Origin of the sequence: Janthinobacterium sp. SUN033 (assembly GCF_030397595.1) — a bacterium.
Classification (GTDB): Bacteria; Pseudomonadota; Gammaproteobacteria; order Burkholderiales; family Burkholderiaceae_D; genus Janthinobacterium; species Janthinobacterium kumbetense.
Window position 1 is genome coordinate 901,015 of sequence record NZ_JAPQNV010000001.1, and the last position, 16,619, is coordinate 917,633.

Annotated in this window: 13 protein-coding genes; 9 read left to right on the top strand and 4 right to left on the bottom strand. The window is 64.2% G+C overall.

Translation table 11 applies throughout. The annotated features are described in order from the left end of the window. Positions 1 to 104: 104 nt before the first annotated feature. On the top strand, positions 105 to 518 hold the full coding sequence (locus tag OX460_RS04195) for a hypothetical protein (RefSeq protein WP_289897772.1): 414 nt from the start codon (positions 105 to 107) through the stop codon (positions 516 to 518). Positions 519 to 599: 81 nt separating this feature from the next. On the opposite strand, the gene OX460_RS04200 is transcribed toward OX460_RS04195, so the two are convergent. Together OX460_RS04200 and OX460_RS04205 are read right to left on the bottom strand one after the other, a co-directional pair. Next, positions 600 to 2,459, bottom strand: a complete 1,860-nt coding sequence (locus tag OX460_RS04200; protein ID WP_289897773.1) for a phytase — start codon at positions 2,457 to 2,459, stop codon at positions 600 to 602. A gap of 17 nt (positions 2,460 to 2,476) precedes the next feature. Further along, positions 2,477 to 5,014, bottom strand: a complete 2,538-nt coding sequence (locus OX460_RS04205; RefSeq protein ID WP_289897774.1) for a TonB-dependent receptor — start codon at positions 5,012 to 5,014, stop codon at positions 2,477 to 2,479. Positions 5,015 to 5,319: 305 nt separating this feature from the next. On the opposite strand from OX460_RS04205, the gene OX460_RS04210 reads away from it, so the two are divergent. From OX460_RS04210 to OX460_RS04235, 6 genes are all read left to right on the top strand, one after another. After that, the gene (locus tag OX460_RS04210) at positions 5,320 to 6,228 is read left to right on the top strand and encodes a GGDEF domain-containing protein (protein WP_289897775.1); all 909 of its coding nucleotides are present in this window, start codon (positions 5,320 to 5,322) and stop codon (positions 6,226 to 6,228) included. Then, positions 6,228 to 7,253 (top strand): AraC family transcriptional regulator, encoded by a 1,026-nt coding sequence (locus tag OX460_RS04215; RefSeq protein WP_289897776.1) that lies wholly within the window; start codon positions 6,228 to 6,230, stop codon positions 7,251 to 7,253. Before OX460_RS04210 ends, OX460_RS04215 begins: the two co-directional genes overlap by 1 nt. A gap of 264 nt (positions 7,254 to 7,517) precedes the next feature. Continuing rightward, positions 7,518 to 8,912 carry a class I SAM-dependent methyltransferase gene (locus OX460_RS04220; protein ID WP_289897777.1) on the top strand — a complete coding sequence of 465 codons (1,395 nt, stop codon included), beginning with the start codon at positions 7,518 to 7,520 and terminating at the stop codon, positions 8,910 to 8,912. Continuing rightward, positions 8,912 to 10,255 (top strand): HAMP domain-containing sensor histidine kinase, encoded by a 1,344-nt coding sequence (locus OX460_RS04225; protein WP_289897778.1) that lies wholly within the window; start codon positions 8,912 to 8,914, stop codon positions 10,253 to 10,255. The genes OX460_RS04220 and OX460_RS04225 overlap by 1 nt, the downstream gene beginning before the upstream one ends. A gap of 1 nt (position 10,256) precedes the next feature. Then, complete coding sequence (locus OX460_RS04230) at positions 10,257 to 11,354, top strand: hybrid sensor histidine kinase/response regulator (RefSeq protein WP_289897779.1); 1,098 nt, start codon at positions 10,257 to 10,259, stop codon at positions 11,352 to 11,354. After that, entirely contained in the window at positions 11,347 to 12,360 is a 1,014-nt protein-coding gene (locus OX460_RS04235) for a response regulator (protein ID WP_251348576.1), read from the top strand. Before OX460_RS04230 ends, OX460_RS04235 begins: the two co-directional genes overlap by 8 nt. A gap of 76 nt (positions 12,361 to 12,436) precedes the next feature. On the opposite strand, the gene OX460_RS04240 is transcribed toward OX460_RS04235, so the two are convergent. Then, a complete protein-coding gene (locus tag OX460_RS04240) occupies positions 12,437 to 12,964 on the bottom strand; it encodes an SRPBCC family protein (RefSeq protein WP_289897780.1) in 528 nt (175 codons plus the stop codon). 227 nt (positions 12,965 to 13,191) lie between these two features. On the opposite strand from OX460_RS04240, the gene OX460_RS04245 reads away from it, so the two are divergent. Both OX460_RS04245 and OX460_RS04250 read left to right on the top strand, forming a co-directional pair. Continuing rightward, positions 13,192 to 13,977, top strand: coding sequence for a DNA/RNA non-specific endonuclease (locus tag OX460_RS04245; protein ID WP_289897781.1), 786 nt, complete (start codon positions 13,192 to 13,194; stop codon positions 13,975 to 13,977). Between the two features lie 20 nt (positions 13,978 to 13,997). After that, positions 13,998 to 14,252, top strand: coding sequence for a hypothetical protein (locus OX460_RS04250; RefSeq protein WP_077404902.1), 255 nt, complete (start codon positions 13,998 to 14,000; stop codon positions 14,250 to 14,252). A 15-nt stretch (positions 14,253 to 14,267) separates the two neighbouring features. Here OX460_RS04250 and OX460_RS04255 read toward each other — a convergent pair whose 3' ends face one another. Then, positions 14,268 to 16,610 carry a M20/M25/M40 family metallo-hydrolase gene (locus OX460_RS04255; protein WP_289897782.1) on the bottom strand — a complete coding sequence of 781 codons (2,343 nt, stop codon included), beginning with the start codon at positions 16,608 to 16,610 and terminating at the stop codon, positions 14,268 to 14,270. Positions 16,611 to 16,619: the final 9 nt, after the last annotated feature.

Genomic DNA, 16,619 nt, shown 5'->3' on the forward strand with positions numbered 1-16,619 from the left:
GCGCATTGATAATAGTTAAATTAATATGGTGAAGACACGGCAATCCTGCATTTCTTGCTGTTTATCGCGCCGTCTATTTGCTTGTAACTCAGGAGAAGTATTGAATGACTTTTTTTAGTATCGGCAACACCAATTTTGAAGTGGATGTAGCGAAATCAAGCATTAGTCTGGAAGCCCATGGCAGCGGCATGCTGGAGCTGAATATCGATATCCATGGCGACGATGATGTGTTCATGCGCTTGACCGAGCCGGAGGATGCGGAATGGTCGTGGGCGCTGTATCCGCCGGTTTTTTTCCTGCATGGCTTGCGCATACAGGAAGGGCAGGGAGGAGCGTTTGCGATCGGGATGCTGGATATGCATCCCGAGGCGGAGGAATCGGGTATCTATATGATGGAATATGGTGACGTGTCGGCCGTCAACATCATTGAATTGTCGGCGGATCGACTAGCCGTGTCGGGTAGGGTGGACTTGTGCGGCAAGCGCCTGCCATTTCATATCGATATGCCGCGCAGATAGTATCGGGGCCGGGCTCCTCGGGATTGGAATGCGCCCCATTGAGGCGCATTCCCCCGGCGGACCGGCCCCGCTCCAGTCTGATTAGTCCAGCTTCAACGCCTTCGCCACATCCCCCCACGCCACATACTTGAAGTTCTGCGGTCCATCGGGCAGGCGCTTGTAGCCGTCCTGGATTACCAGCATGCCTTGCGCGTACGCGCCGCCCAGGTTGGCGGAGGTGACGTCCAGACCATCCGTTTCCGAGGTGCCGTCGATGCCGGCGGGCAGGTTGAAGCCCACCTTGAAGCGGCCGCGCACTGTATATGGCGCTTGCGCGTCGAGCACCACGTAGCTGCTGTCGCCCTGGCTGGAAACGATCAGGTAGCCGCTGTCCGGCTTGGCGCCTGGCTGGCGGTAGATGGCCATGCCTTCCACGTCGGCCGTCAGGTTCGCGCCCACGGGCAAGACCATGGTGAGGGCGTCCGGTTTGGCGGCGTCGGCCGAGGTGGTCCAGATGCCGCGCGTTTCCTCGCCCAAGAAGAGGCGGGCGTTGACATCGTCGGCCACGCAGCCTTCCGGTTGGGTGGCGACCTTGAAGCTGCGCAAGAGGGTGGCGCTGAACTTGTTGCCGTTCAAGCCAATGCTGTATTGCTGGAAAGTGCCATCCTTGTCGTTGATGAACGCTTGCACGCCGCCGCTGGCCGGCTGGTACAAGCACATGCCGTAGATGCTTTTCAATCCCGTAGGGAAGCGGCCCGCTTCCGCCACGTCGCCGCTGGCATTGATGGTGAACAACATCATGCTGTTATCGTCGCGCTGGGTGGCGACGGCCAGGTCGACCTTGCTGCCGCCCAACTGGATATTCTGCCGCACGTCGACGTTGTTCAGGCGGCCCACTTCCAGCAGCTGGGTCTGTTTGCCTTGCAGGTCGTAGACCAATAAGCCTTGCTTCTTGTTGGTGCCGAGGATGCGTGCGTCGGCCGGATTGCTGGACAGCCAGATGGCCGGATCGTCGGCCGCGTCGCCCTGGCGCGCCATCGGCTCCGTCTGGGCTTGCGGGGCGATGATGGCCACGGCAGGCTGCGTTTCCGCTTTGCCAGCCCATTTCAAGGGCCGCGTTTGCCAACCATTCTTGCCGCGCAGCAGCAAGGAGTCCTTGTCCAGCGCCAGTTGGCTTTCACCCTTGCGCACGTTCAAGGCGACGGCTTGGGCTGGCTGCGCCGTCCATTGACTTCCCTGGCGGGAGAACAGATGCAGCTTGTCTGCCTTGCCGTCGAGCACGGCCACGCCGCCCGGCAGCACGGCCAGTGCACCGGCGCCACCGTCCAGCTGGCCATACGGCTTGCGCAGGGCGACTACTTCGCGCTTGCCCATGCCTTCGGACTCGGCGTCATACGCCCACACGCCCATGTTGGCCTCGCTCACCAGCAGGCGATGGGCGCCATCGTCGACCCGGCAATGCTTGGCGTGCGGCGGCAAGGCCAGTTTGCGCACCAGGCTGCGCTGCTCGCCCTGCATCACCCACTGTTCCGCTTGTCCATCCTTGCCGATCAAGAACAGATGGGCCAGCTGCTGGGCGTCGCGGTACAGGCACGACGCTTCCACGGAAAATGTCGGCACGGGAAATGGCGCCAGCTTGATCAGCTTGCCGGCTTGCACGTCGACGGAGACGGGCAGCGGGCGCTGCGTGTCCGCTTCCAGGAAGACGGCCAGCACCTTGTTGCCATCGCTGCGCGTGTCCAGTTGCTTGGCGCGCACGGCGATACGGTCCTGTTCCTGGCCGGCTGCGTTGAACAGGCGCAAGCCGTGCTTGTCGAGTAGCAGCCACCCGCCGCCGGGCAGGCGCGACAGTTCTTCCGCTTCCTGCGTGAAGGAAGGCACAGTGTTGGCAGGCGCGGCTTGCGCCGTGCCCGCGAGGCAAAAGGCAGCCAGCAGGGCGCTGCAGAGTACGGTTTTTTTCATATTGTTGGAAATCATCATCAGAAGGCGCTGGCTTTCAGGCTCACTTTGAAAGTGCGGCCATATTGTTCGTTTTGCACGTTGTATTGCTTCGTGCCCTGGTAAACATAGTATTTTTCGTTGTTCAAGTTGGCCGCCTCGAACATCAGCTGGAATTGCTTGTTGATCTGGTACGACAGCGAGAAATCGAGCTGCTTCTGGCCGGCGACGATATGGTCCTGGCTTTGATCGAGGATGTCGTTGCCCATTTCCAGCAGGTAAGGCGACTTGTAGTTGAGGGCCAGGCGGGCGCTGACCGGGCCTGTTTCATAGCCCAGCATCAAGTTCATCACCTGGTTCGACTGGCCCGGCAGGCGGATGTCGCGGTTCAGCTGTTTGTTGCTGGCTTTGTCGAAGCGGCCGATTTGCGCGCTTGAGGTGCTCAGGGTGCCGTTCACGCCGACGAGGAAACGATTGAAGGGCGCCGGCAGCATGCGCAGCGGCTGCATGTAGGCCAGTTCGATGCCTTTCACCTTGGCCGCGTCGCCATTCGCATACGAGGTGGCCGTCGTGTAGCCGGCCCACTGTCCCGTGCCGGCCAGGTTCGTCGTGTACGTGAAATTCTTGATGTCCTTGTAGAAACCATACGCCGACATCACGCCGTCATTGCCCAGCACGCGCTCGATGCCGAGGTCGAGGTTGTTGGCCTTCAGCGGCTTCAAGTCCGGGTTGCCGATCACGGCTTCCGTGTTGCTGGCCAGGCTGATGCCGGGCGCCAGCTGGCTGAAGTTGGCGCGCACGACGGCTTGCGTCCAGGCGGCCCGCACGCTGGTATGTTGATCCAGGTCATAACGGGTTTGCAGGTTTGGCAGCCAATTGGTGTACGAGCGTTCGCGCGTCAAGGCTGTGGCGACGCCGGCGCTATCCACCTGCGAGCCGGCCGCTTCGAAACTGGTGCGCTCGGCGCGCACGCCGCCCAGGATGTGCCAGGCGTCGAAGTCATAGCTGTTCTGCACATACATGGCGTTGATGTCTTCATGCATGCGGTAGTCGTTGATGATGGACTCGGTCGCCAGGCGCGCCTTGGCGCGGTCCAGTCCCGCCACGCGGGCGCGGATCAGGGCCGGGTCCAGGGCCACGCCGATGTTGCCCAGGTCATAGTCGAGCGTGTGGCCTTGCACGAAATTGCTCATCGAGGTGGAACCGGCGCCCCAATAATTGCCGCTCGATGCCTTGCTGCTGTTATATGCCCATTGATCCGTGTCATTGGTTTTTTCGCGGCGGCTGACTTTTGCGCCGAACTTCAGGGTGGCGATGTCGAACTTGTGCGCCAGGTCGATGCGCGCGTGGTGTTCATTGTCCTTCGAATAGCGTTTTTGCAGGGTGATGGCGTTGAGCGCGTAGCTGGCCGGGTCGTACAGCGAGGCGGGGCCGCTCAATTTCGGTTCCTGCGTATCCGTGAAACTGATGCCGGCGAAATTGCTGGTGCCGCGGAAACGGCCGTCGTTCAGGGATTCCGGCGTGTCTTCCGTGGCGCGGCTCAGGCCGCCTTTCACGTCCAGGGTCCAGTCGCCCGATTTCTGCTGCGTGCCCAGCACGAGCGAACGCACTTGCTGCGTGTACTTGCGCTGGCGGATGCGGCGCTCGGCGCGCGCGCTGGCCGTCTGGCCTTCCGCCAAGCTGCCGCCCGCGATATTGCTGATGGTCAAGCGGTCGCGTACTTCATTGTCGGAAAATTCGCTGAGGAACGAGCGCAGGAACCAGCTGTTGCCCGCTTTGGGACGGTAATCGAGGTTGACGGCCAGCGCGCCGCGCTTGCGCACGGGCAGGTAGTCGCGCAATTCCAGGCCCGACAATTTACCCTTGCTCCAGGCGCCGCCCGTTTCCACGTCATCCGAGCCGAACGAGCGCTTTTCCGCGCTCAGGCCGGCTGCAACGCCCAGCTTGCCGTCGAGGAAGCGCTGGGCCCACAGGGCGCCACCGCTGGGACTGGTCTTGCCCGTCTTTTCGTCAATGCTGGCGCCCACGTTGGCCGACAGCAGCTTGCCCGGCAAGTCGAAGGCGGACAGCGATTTGACTTCGACGGTGGCGCCCAGCGAGTTGGCGTCCATTTCCGGCAGCAAGGTCTTCGAGACTTCCAGCGTGCGGATCAGGCCGGCAGGCAGGATGTCCAGCGCCACGGCGCGGCGGCCCGCTTCCGGCGACGGCACCAGCGCGCCGTTGATGGTGACGGCGTTCAAGTCCGGGCCCAGGCCGCGCACGGTGATGTAGCGGCCTTCGCCCTGGTCGCGCTGCACGGACACGCCCGGCAAGCGGGCCAGCGCCTCGGCCGCGTTTTTGTCCGGCAAGCCGCCGATATCGTCGCTGCTGATGACGCTGATGATGTTGTCGGCTTTCTCTTGCGCGGCGATGGCGTTGCGCAGGCTGGCGCGCTGGCCGCTGACGACCACGGTGGCGGCCGGCTGGCCATCCGCATCTTGCGCTTGCGCATGGCTTTGGCCGCTGAAGACGGCCATGATGCCGAGGGCCACGGCCGTCAGGCGCAGCGGGGAGGGGAACGATGTGTGCATGGTTTTCATGAAGAGCTCGGTTAGGGGAAGGAACCGGGCGGATTCTAGGCAGCAAATATGACGGTTGCGTGACAGGCAAGGGCTTGCCACCTTGAAAACAACGCCATGGGAGCGCTTTCCCGCTGGAAATGAATCATGATGAGCTGAAATGACCTGCCAGCGCAGGGCGCATGGGATGCGGCTTGCCGGATTTGCATCGGCTGCGCTGTTAATGATGAGCCGTTTGCACCTGCCGCACGGGCGTGGGGCATGTCATCGTGCCGTCATGGGCGGGCGCTATCGTGGCGACAGCACCACTTTTAAAGGTTTCCCACATGCTGCCGTTGCACCGTAACAGCCTGATTGCCGCAGCGCTCGCGTTGCCCTTGTTCTTGTTCCTGTACGCCACACTGGGGCACCTTAAACCGTTTGCCATCTGGAAGTGGATGGATATCGTCTGCGAAGGCGGCACGGCCGTCATGGCGGGCATCTGGTTCTTGTTTACCCTCAGCAGCCGTCCCCGCGGGCGGGTGACGCGCCTGATCGCCGGCGGCCTGTGCGCCATCATGCTGGGCTCCTGGGCCGATTGCCTGGACGAATTCTTTGCCGTCGATAAGAGCGCCGTGTGGGATAACTGGCTGGAAGCCTTGATTCCGTTCGGCATGCTGGTGCTGACGATGGGCATGTATTACTGGCGCCAGGAACAGTTCCGCCTGAACGAGCACCTGCAAAAGCGCGAGCGCCTTTTCCGCGACCACCGCGCCTTCGACCGCATCACGCAGCTGGCCGACGCCAGCTACCTGCGCACGCAGATGCGCCTGGAACAGGAGCGCCGGCCCGGCCTCGATTGCGCGCTGGTCTTGCTCGACATCGACAGCTTTCATTTGATTAACCGCGAATACGGCCACCGCGAAGGCGACCGCGTGCTGCAAGCCGTGGGCCACATGCTGCTGTTGAACTTGCGCAATGACGACTTGCTGTGCCGCTATGCGGGCGACCGCTTCGCCGTGCTGATGCCGGGCGTGTCGCGCGAGGATGCGGCCGCGAAGGCGCGCCACCTGTGCGCCATGGTGGGACAGATGCGCCACCACGCCAACGACAACCGCGAAATCCGCCTGAGCCTGCGGCATGCGTGCGCGCTCACGGATGGCGTGCCGGAAGTGGTGTTGGCCGAGCTGAGCCGGGCCGTGGAAACGCCCGGCCGCGGCGCCGGCCCCAGGGCCAGCACCGCCGCGCCTGCCTGATGCCGCTGAACCAGCAGGGCGACCCCAGCATCGCGGCCCATCACCAGCCGGCGCTGGTGCTCGATTATGCGCGCAGCCGCGAACTGGCCGTGGCGCCGCTGCTCAAGGGCACGGGCCTCGATGGCGGCGCGCTGCCGTCCGCGGAAAGCCAGGTCAGCGCCGCGCAATACCTGCAATTGCTGGCCAACGTGGCGCGCGGCCTGGACAGTGCCGATACCAGCTTCATGCTGGGCCAGCAAATGCTGCCCGGCCATTACGGCGCGGCCAGCCACGCCTTGCTGCAGGCGCAGAATCTGCGCCAGGCGCTAGGCATCCTGTGCGAATTCCACACCTTGCTGTGTCCGCTGTTGCAGCCGCGCTTGCGCGAGGCGGGCGACATGCATGTGCTGTACTGGGTCGATGCGTTCGGTGCGCCCAGCCAGCTGCCTTTTCTGGTGGAGATGCACATGACGGCGCTGGCGGCCATGTGCCGCTGGCTGGCCGGCGAAGCGCTGCCGTGGCGCTTTTGCTTCAACCGGGCGCGGCCCCGCCACGTCGAGCAGCACGAGGTGCACCTGGGCCAGGCGCTGCGCTTCGATTGCCAGGTCGACGCCATGCTCATCGATTCCAGCTGGCTGGATAAACCCTGGCCGCGCGGCAATGCCACGGCGGCGGCGCTGGCCTTGCGCGCGGCCGCCGTGGCGCCCGTGCCGGCGGCGAGCCTGCTCGGCGCGCTGTACGACTATCTGCTGGCCAATATCCGCTGTGCGCCGACCCTGGAACGCACGGCGCAGGAGTTCGGCGTCAGTCCCGCCACCCTGAAACGCCACCTGGCGCGCCATGGCACGCATTTCCAGGCCGAGCTGGACCAGGTGCGCGCGCACAAGGCGATCTATCTGTTCCAGGCGCATGGCTACGACAACGACGCCGTGGCCGCCTATCTTGGCTTTCATGATGCCACCAACTTCCGCCGCTCGTTCAAGCGCTGGACGGGCCAAACGCCGCAGTTGCTGCGCCATGCTTTGGCCCTTTTTGTGGCAGGTTGACCGCCGGCGTTGCGCGCCAGCGCCACGGACAGTCGTTCCTGAGGGAACAATTGCCCGTTCTGCTACATCCATAGTACACTCGATCAGAGAGCGAACAGACGCGCTTTGAGGCGCTCCGGCACGGCGTCAAACGACGCCGCAATACCGTCATCTTGATGGCGGTGCCGGCGGCAGACGACCGGTGTGCCGTGCCTTAACCCAGCCTGGAAACTGGCGTCACCCGTGGGGTGCGCCGGAAACCGGGCAACTTGATAATGCTCAATCGTGTATTCACAATCGCAGATCGATCCAGTCGTCAGTTTCCGCAACACCCAGGGTGAGGCGGTGCGCGGCACGATTTTCAACTTGCAGCGCAATTCGCTGGTCATGGAAATCTATAATCCATACTCGATTGTGCAGGTCAGCGAGGTGCTCAATGACGTGACGGTGCGCATGGGGGCGAAAAACGCCTACGTGGGCAAGGCCGTCGTCATCAGCAGCGTCAACACGGGCCTGACCGCCATCGTTTCCGTGACCCTGATCGACGAGTGGCGCGAGCTGAGCGACGTGGTGGTGGTCAAGGGCGCCGTGCAGAAAGAGTCCAGCGCCTTTGTCGCCGGCTGGGGCGAGCGTTTCCGCATCCGCCGCGACTACCAGATCGTCGTCAACGAAATGCGCGCCTTCCTGTCGGAAGTGTCGCGCTGGGTCGAGCAAGTCGACTTGTCCGACTCGCTGCCCAAGGAAAACGGCCGGCTGCGCCCCGATATCTTCGACGAGCTGGCCTTGCCACTGATGGAGCAAACCCAGCTGTACCTGCGCCAGCTCGAAGTGGAAGCCTCGCTCGTCGAGGAAGAGCGGGCGCCCGCGCACCGCGCCTTCGCCCAGGCGGCGCTGCATCCCTTGATCCTGCGCGCGCCGTTCGTCTTCCGCACGTTTACCAAGCCGCTCGGTTACGCGGGCGATTACCAGATGGTCAACCAGCTGCTGGACGACCCGCGCCAGGGGCCGAGCACGTACTTTCAGATCGTCAATGCGGCCTTCTTGCAGGCGGCCGTGGCCACAGCGCACCGCAACCGCATCGATATCCTGACGGAATTCCTGTCGCAAAAGGCGGCCGTGGCGCGCGCTGCCGGGCGCGTGTATAAAGTGCTCAACGTGGGCTGCGGCCCGGCCATCGAGGTGCAGCGCTTCCTGGAAACGTGCCCGGACGCGCAGTGGCTGGCCTTCGAACTGGTCGACTTCAGCAGCGAGACCCTGGACTGGACGCGCGCGCGCCTGACCACCATCATGCAGCGCACGGGGCGCGTGGTCGAGATCGATTATGTACACGATTCCGTGCACAACCTGCTCAAGCGCCGTCATGGCGCCGGTATCACGGGCTTGCCCGGCAGTTTCGACGCCGTGTATTGCGCCGGCCTGTTCGACTATCTGTCCGACAAGGTGTGCGCGCGCCTGCTGATGCATTTCGCCTCGCGCGTGGGACCGGGCGGACGTTTGCTCGTCACCAATGTGCACGCGAACAACCCCGGCAAGTTCGGCATGGAGCATTTGCTGGAATGGCATTTGATCTATCGCAATGAAGAGGGCCTGTCGGCCTTGCTGCCCGAGCACGCGACGGACCCGCTGATCTATGTCGATGCCACGGGCGTGAATGTGTTCGCGGAAGTGAGCATTCCTTGATGGATACTCCAGGCCTGCACGCCGGCTACACGGCCGTTTTGCGCGACTTCCGCCTGGAATTCAGCCGCGGCGGGGCGTACACGGGCATCGTGCTGATCCTGCTTGGCATGGGCCTCGATTCGGCCCTGTATCCGGACAAGCAGTCGGCGTTCACCACTGCGCGCATCCTCGTGTCCGTGCTGATCTTTTGCGTCGTGCTGGCCATGCGCACGCGCTGGGCGCAGGACCGCATCCAGGGCTTGACCTTTGTCTGGCTGATCCTGCCGCAAATCATGATCGCCTGGATGATCGCCGTCACGGAAGGCGCCACCTCGATCTATTACGTGGGCATGACCCTGGCCATCTATTCGTCGGGCATCGTGCTGGCCTTCGGCTTGTGGCAGAATATGGTTTTCGGCGCCATCTCCTGCCTGCTGTATGTGGGCGCCTGTGCCTGGCATGCGGGCGGCTTCGACCTGGCGGGTACGTTTGTCGTCAATTGCTTGTTCCTTATCATGTCGGCCAGCATCAGTGCCGTGTTTACCTATTTCAATGAGCGCGCCCGCTTCATGCTGTTCCAGCTGAAGGCGGAAGTGGCGCAAAAGAACACCCAACTGGAAGAAACCAACAAAAGTCTGGCCGATATCAAGGGGCAGATGCTGCAGCAGGAGAAAATGGCCGCCATCGGCACCCTGGCCGCCGGCATGCTGCATGAAGTCAATAACCCCGTGAATTTCTGCATGATGGCCATCGAGGTGGCCATCGAAGACCCGGCCGCCAAGCAAAGCGCGCTCGTCAGCGAATGCCTGGCCGACGCCAAGCAGGGCATGCTGCGCGTGCAGCACATCGTCTCCGACTTGAAGACCTTTGCCTACCGCAAGAGCGGCAACCAGCTGGAAACGGGACACTTCCAGTTCCGCAGCGCGCTCGACGCGGCCATCCGCCTGGTGGGCCATGAAACGAAGAATGTCAGCATCAGCCACGACTTGCCGGTCGACACCCTGGTGCGCGGCGACGAAGCGGCCATCGTGGGCGTGCTGATCAACTTGCTGGGCAATGCCGTGCTGTCCATGCGCAAGGGCAATGCGCCGCCGTTCGAGATCCGCATCACGGCCCACTGGGACGAGAACCGCCTGCGCATCAGCGTGCGCGACAACGGTCCCGGCATCGCCCCGGAAAACCTGGCGCGCGTGTTCGAGCCGTTCTTTACCACGCGCGAAGTGGGGCAGGGACTGGGCCTGGGCCTGAGCATCAGCTATGGCGTGATCGAGCGCCACGGCGGCACCCTCACGGCCGAAAGCGTGCTGGGGGAATGGGCCAGCATGAATTTCGACTTGCAGCGCTCCGATTGGGAGGGCCGTTAGCATGGATAACGATAGCCGCGCCAGCGTGCTGTACGTGGATGATGAAGCGCTCGCCTGCAAGTATTTCGAACGCGCCGCCGGGGCCCGCTACCGCGTGCTGACGGCGCTCAGCGTCGATGCGGCGCTCGCCTTGCTGGCAGACGAGGCCGGCCAGATCGATGTGCTCGTCACCGATTACCGCATGCCGGACCGCCTGGGCAGCGAATTGCTGCAGGAAGTGGCGCAGCGCTATCCGCACATCGTCTGCATGCTCGTCACCGCGTATGCGGACAAGGATGTGCTGCTCGAACTGATCAACGGCGGCGCGGTGTTCCGCCTGCTGGAAAAACCGCTCGACCTGGCCGCCATGCAGACGGCGCTGCAACTGGCCGTGCAGACGGGACGCGAGCGCGCCGCGCGCCGCCAGGGCCTGGTGGCGATGGAGGAATCGCTGGCGTTTCTTGCGCATGAATTGAACACGCCGCTGGCGGCCATCGCCAATTTTGCGCGCGGCATCGCCCGGCGCGCGCAGGCGGAGGCGGCGCCGCAGGCCGAGATCGGCGAAGCGGCCGCCTTGATGCACGACAATGCGCGCTATTGCCTGTCGGTCCTGGCCAGCTTTGTCGACACGGTGCGCCTGGCCAGCGCCGGGCCCGGCATGCAGGGCGGACGCCGCGCCGGTAGCGCGCGCCAGCTGCTGACCACCTTGCTCGACAGCTATCCCTTGAGCACGGCCCAGCGCGCCGCCATCACGGTGGACGTGGGCGACGATTTCTCCATTGCCGAGTCGCCCAATTGCGTCGCGCTGATCCTGTCGTCCGTGCTGGCGAATGCCTTGCGCTCGGCCGGCGAGCAGACTCATCCGGCGATCGGCATCCGCATCGACGCCGGCCGCATCATGGTGCGCGACAATGGCGCCGGCATCGCCCCCGAGATAGTCGAACAGCTGTTGATCGACCCCGTCAGTGCCAACGGCGACGAAGGCAAGGGCTGGGGCATGGTGTTTTGCCACCGCATGATGCAGTCGTTCGGCGGCAACCTCGACATCGCCACCGAGTTTGGCACTTCCACCACGGTAACCCTGAATTTTCCAGTACATATAAGGAACGAGCATGATTGACGCCAATCTGCGTTTACCGGCTCAGCGTGAGCCGGCGCAAGGCTTGCCGACGATACTCTATGTCGATGACGAGGCCAACGCCCTCAAATACTTCCAGCGCGCCATCGCGCCGCTGGCCGACGTGCTGACGGCGACCTCGGTCGAGGAGGGCAAGCGCATCCTGGACGAGCAGGCCGACCGCATCGCCGTGCTGGTGTCGGACCAGCGCATGCCGGGCGCCTATGGCAACGAGCTGCTGTCGTACGCCTGGGACCGCCATCCGCACATCGTGCGCATCCTGACCACCGCGTATTCCGAGCTTGAGCACACGGTGGAAGCCGTCAACCAGGGGCAGATCCACCGCTACATCCAGAAGCCGTGGGATATCGCGGCCCTGCGCATGGAACTCAAGCAGGCGCTGGAACTGGCGCGCTTGCGCAACGAGCACGCCCAATTGCTGCGCGAAAAGCTGATGGTGCGCCAGCGGCAAGCCGTCGCCAACCGCATCGGCAGCCTGTACGCGTTGTGCGCCAGCCTGGCCGGTCCGGAACAGCAGCTGCCCGTGGAAGCGTATTTGTCGGCGGCCCTGACGGCCGGCGTCACGCCGCCGGAGCCGGACTGGCTGTTGATGGATTATGCCGACCTGGTCAGTTCAGAAGCCTTCCGCGGCACGGCCTTTGCCGCCGCCGTGCGCCAGCAGCTCGACACGCTCGAGCGCGAGCATCCGGGGCGCGGCGTGGAACAGGCGATCGACATGCTGCTGCCCGTGTTTGGTGCGGCGCTGCAAAACCAGGGCGGCACGGCGCTGTTCCTCGATGGCCGCCTGCTGACGGAATTCCTGGAAACGCCCACCACCACGCCCGTCTCGGCGATCCACTCGTTCTGGCTGGCCAGCTTGCTGTGGCTGGCGCGGCGCGGCTGGTCCTTGCAGTTGAGTAAAACGGAAATGGGCTTGCAGGGCAAGGTGGTGCAGGCTGAACCGGCGCTCACGCCGGATCACCTGGCGGCCTGGATCGAGCAGTTCTGAGCCGGCTGCCCCGCAAGGGGCGGCGCCAATGACAACAGGGCCGCGCGGCCCTGTTTTTCATCGCGACGGGAAAGGCTTAGCGCTCTGCCGCCGCCTTCAGGTTGTTCAAGCCCTTCTCGAAATCCTTGCCGATCATGGTATCCATGCTGACGAAGACCGTCATGACCTTGCTCACGTAAGGGCTGGGACCTGTCATGGTCCAGTTCACCTTGGTGCTGTCGCCCTCGGGTGTCATGGCAAACGTGGTGGTGTTGTGGCTTTCGAACGGCTTGAGGAAGTCCAGCTTGATGACGGTGCGCTCGGGCTGGGCCGCTTCCGTGATTTCCATGCGGCCGGCGCCCACCTTGTCATTGCCCGTCCAAGCATATTGCGCGCCCAGGCCATTGGCGGGGCCCGTAAACGTGCGGCGCATGGCCGGATCGAGCTTTTCCCACGGCGACCAGGCTGCCCAGTAGTGGAAGTCCGTGATCAGGGCGGCGATTTTCTCGGGCGGTGCCTTGATGGTGATTTCGCGCTGGACACTGAAAGTGTCGGGTTTGGTGGTGGCATAGCCGAGGATGGCGGCGACGACGACAACGATCAGCAGCAGGGTTTTTTTGATCATATGCTCTCCAAATCTTGAATGGTCGATGCGAACGAATCAAGGCAATCTTAGCAGATATGAATGGCTGTGCGCGGCCTGTTGGCCTTTATTTGCGCCAGCTCTGCACAGGGCCGCCCGCACGCCCGCCTGCACGACCGTTCGCCGCCGCGCACGCCAGGTTGGTGCGGGTTTGTGGCGAGGGCCGCCGTCCGCTAGAATGCTGGCCTGCAAAGATTTCAGAGGGAAATATGTTTCAACGATCGATCGCCGGGCTGACCCTGGCGTGCGGCCTGCTGGCTTCCGCCTTTGCCGCGAACCTGGCGCATGCCGATGCCTGTCCCGCCCACTACGTCGATGGCCGCAAGCCGGAAATCACCAACCCCAAGCTGGACGTGGCGACCAGGGAGCTGTGCTACAACGTGTTTGGCGTGATGCATTCGGGGATTACGCGCACGCCCCTGTGGTCGGCTGAACACTTGACGGCGAACAACCTGGAAGCGGCGCAGGACTTGTCGCGCGAAAATTCCTTCCACGCGGAACGCAAGCTGCCCGCCGCCCAGCGCGCCGAGCTGGCCGATTATGCGCGCAGCGGCTTCGACCGTGGCCACATGGCGCCGAACGGCGACATGCCGGACCGCCAGAGCCAGCGCGACAGCTTTACCCTGGCCAACATGGTGCCGCAGGATGCGCGCAACAACCGCTATGTGTGGGCCGGCATCGAGGGCGCCGTGCGCAAGATGGCGAAGAAAGAGGGCGACCTGTACGTGATCACGGGCCCGGCTTTCATTGGCGGCAACCTGCGCAAGGTGGGAAGAGTCATTGTGCCCAGCCATCTGTACAAGGCCGTGTACAGCCCGCGCCAGCGCGCCGGCGCCGCCTACTTCATTGAAAACGTCGATACCAAGGCGTATGAAGTGCTGAGCATTGCGCAACTGGAAGACAGGATAGGCATCGATCTGTTACCGTCGCTGACGCGCCAGCAAAAGTTGCGCATGCTGAGTTTGCCCAAGATCAATAGCAAGTCGAAAAAATAATCCCTTTGAGAGGAAATCCCATGTGCGCAAAGAAATTCGTCCCGTACGCCAATGAAAGCGATGTGCTGGAGATCGGCAGCCTGAGCATCGAAAACAGGATCGACCGCATCAGCATCAGCGGCGACATCGACCTGACCCTGGACAAGCCGGGCCTGGCGCTGGCGAAACAGTTGCAAAAACTGCTGGGCGACGTGGTGGCGCAACTGGAAAAGCAGGACTTGCCCGACCAGCTGCCGCCGCCCGAAGTGACGTCGGTGGCCAATCCCTTCGAGTGATGCTGGCGGGGACGTCTACGGCGCCGCCTTGGCGGCGCGATAGTAGCCTTTCCTGTTGATCTCTTCCGGCGCGTTCGCCACTTCATACGCGGTCAAGGCGATGGCGATGGCCGAGTATTGCTGTGCCGCGCTGAAAGGCTGCACGTTGTCGTAGGTGTCGAGCACCGTGTGATGCACGCGCGCATAGTCGAAATCGCCGAGCACGGTAAATTTCGGCGTCGGCACGCCATGCAGGCTGAAGACGGCGTCATCGCTGCCGGCCCGCGCGCTCATCGCCTTGCTGGCGTCGCGCGGCACGTCATTGATGCTGCTGGCGAAGCCGAACACGGGATGGATGTCTTGCAGTGCCAGCTCGACCCGGCCAAACACGCTCTTCCAGGCCGAGGGAATGGCGATGCCGTCGATGGCGCCGGGCCGCCCGTCGCGGTTGAGCATCATGACGATATGCTCCAATTGCCCCGCATGCCGCTCGGCAAACGCGAACGATCCCTTGCGGCCGATTTCCTCCGCGCCGAAGGCCACCAGCATGATGGTGCGGCGCGGCTTCGCCCCGGAGAGCGCCAGGAGGCGCATCGCTTCCAGCATCGTGGCCACGCCGCCGCCATTGTCGGCCGCGCCCGTGCCGCCGTCATAGCTGTCGAGGTGGGCGCCGATCAGCACGATTTCCTCCGGCTTTTCCGTGCCCGGAATGCGGGCGACGACGTTGTGATACGTCACCGGGCCCGGATAGAACCAGTTGCGGACGTCAAACTCCAGGGTGACGGCTTCGCCGCGCGCCAGGCGCTGGCGGATGTCGGCGTACTGAGGCGCGGCCAGCTTGATGTCGGGCAAGGTCGGCAGGGCCGCCCACGCGGCGGGCGCGGCGCTGGCGGCATACAGCGGTTCTTCGCCGGACTGGATGGTGCCGAGGGCGCCCGCCTGCATCAGCACGCGGGTGATGGCCCTGGGCTGGTGGATGGTGCTGCCATCGCGCCCGCCGCCCCCGTTTTCACCGCCGATCAGCACCCATTTGCCCTTGAATTGCGCGGCGCGCGCCTGCGCCTCTTCCAGGGTGGCCGGTCCCATCATGGCCAGGCCCTGCTGCACGCCGCGCGTGCCGGCCGAATAGGCGGGCGTCGCCAGGCGCAGCGGCTGTTCCTCGGGCGCCAGCATCTTGCCCGACCACGGGCCGCGGTTGAAGCCGACGGGCACCTGGCCCGCTTCTTCCAGCTCCGCTTGCACGCCCCATTGCCGCAGTTGCATGCGCGCCCATTGCGCCGCATGCGTGTAGGCGTCGCTGCCGGCCATGCGGCCGCCGAAGCGGTTGCTGAGGATGTCGAGCCAGTCCATCGCGCGCGGCTCGCCGGTGCCCAGCGCCACGATCCGGCGCGCCGTGGCGTCGTTGGACGGCGACGTTGCGGCGTCGATGCCGGCATTTCTGCCGGACAGTGTGGCGAGGAAGGCGGGCAGCCTGTCTTGCCGGCGCGCCGCCAGCGCCGCATCCAGCTTCGCGGAACGGTTCAGCTTATCCTGGCGCAACAGGGTTTCGTAGGCGTGCAGCACGCCCTGCATGGCCGCCAGGTCGCTGGCGCTCTGCTGCCCAGCCTGCTCCGGGTGTTCGATCTGGAAGGCCATCGCGCTGGCCAGGTATTGAAAGACCGTTGCCTCGCGGATGGCCGGCCGGCTGGCGATGGAGAGCCAGCTTTCCAGCGCGCTGGCCGGTAAGGTGAAGTCGGGAATCGCTTCTATCCATGCGCCCAGCCAGGCGCCGTCGCGCTGTTGCACGGCCAGGGGAGCGCGCTGCGCCTCGTTCGCCATCCGCACCACGCGCGCGCGCTCGGCCGGCGTGGAAGGGCCGCGCGCGGCGCCGCTTGCCGCCGTCGCCAGCGCTGCGGCCGGCAGCGCGGGCGCCACATAGCGTTCCTTGAGCCGCGTGCCGGTCACGGGCTTGGGTTCGTTCTCATCGGTTTCGACCAGGCGCTCGCCGCTCAGCACGTTGCCCTTGGCTTGCAGGGTCCAGCGTATCGTCACGTCGGTGCTGATCTCCTTGCCGTTGCGCTCCGTGCTGACGCGCTTGCCGCCATGCCGGAAGACGGCGCCGGCGGGGCCGGCCGTGCCGTCGACCGTGCGGGGCGGCGTGAGCTGGCCCCCTTCGTCGAGCCACGCGATCGTCGCGCGCAAGCCGCCTTGCTCTTCGCTGATGTCGAGGATGCCCGTGTCGATCAGGTCGACCTCGACGCCATTCGTCGTGGTCGTGCCCGTCGCCGTCTGGAATTGCCACTGTCCGGCGAGGGCCGGCGCTTGCGCGTACAGGGCGCCCGGCAGCGCGGCAGCGGCGAGGAAGCAGGTGGCGTAAAGGTGGGGATGGAACAGGTGCATGGTTGTCCT

Coding starts and splice junctions, on each gene's coding strand:
- OX460_RS04195 (WP_289897772.1), top strand. CDS start 105: ATGACTTTTTTTAGTATCGGCAACACCAATTTTGAAGTGGATGTAGCG.
- OX460_RS04200 (WP_289897773.1), bottom strand. CDS start 2,459: ATGAAAAAAACCGTACTCTGCAGCGCCCTGCTGGCTGCCTTTTGCCTC.
- OX460_RS04205 (WP_289897774.1), bottom strand. CDS start 5,014: ATGAAAACCATGCACACATCGTTCCCCTCCCCGCTGCGCCTGACGGCC.
- OX460_RS04210 (WP_289897775.1), top strand. CDS start 5,320: ATGCTGCCGTTGCACCGTAACAGCCTGATTGCCGCAGCGCTCGCGTTG.
- OX460_RS04215 (WP_289897776.1), top strand. CDS start 6,228: ATGCCGCTGAACCAGCAGGGCGACCCCAGCATCGCGGCCCATCACCAG.
- OX460_RS04225 (WP_289897778.1), top strand. CDS start 8,912: ATGGATACTCCAGGCCTGCACGCCGGCTACACGGCCGTTTTGCGCGAC.
- OX460_RS04230 (WP_289897779.1), top strand. CDS start 10,257: ATGGATAACGATAGCCGCGCCAGCGTGCTGTACGTGGATGATGAAGCG.
- OX460_RS04235 (WP_251348576.1), top strand. CDS start 11,347: ATGATTGACGCCAATCTGCGTTTACCGGCTCAGCGTGAGCCGGCGCAA.
- OX460_RS04240 (WP_289897780.1), bottom strand. CDS start 12,964: ATGATCAAAAAAACCCTGCTGCTGATCGTTGTCGTCGTCGCCGCCATC.
- OX460_RS04245 (WP_289897781.1), top strand. CDS start 13,192: ATGTTTCAACGATCGATCGCCGGGCTGACCCTGGCGTGCGGCCTGCTG.
- OX460_RS04250 (WP_077404902.1), top strand. CDS start 13,998: ATGTGCGCAAAGAAATTCGTCCCGTACGCCAATGAAAGCGATGTGCTG.
- OX460_RS04255 (WP_289897782.1), bottom strand. CDS start 16,610: ATGCACCTGTTCCATCCCCACCTTTACGCCACCTGCTTCCTCGCCGCT.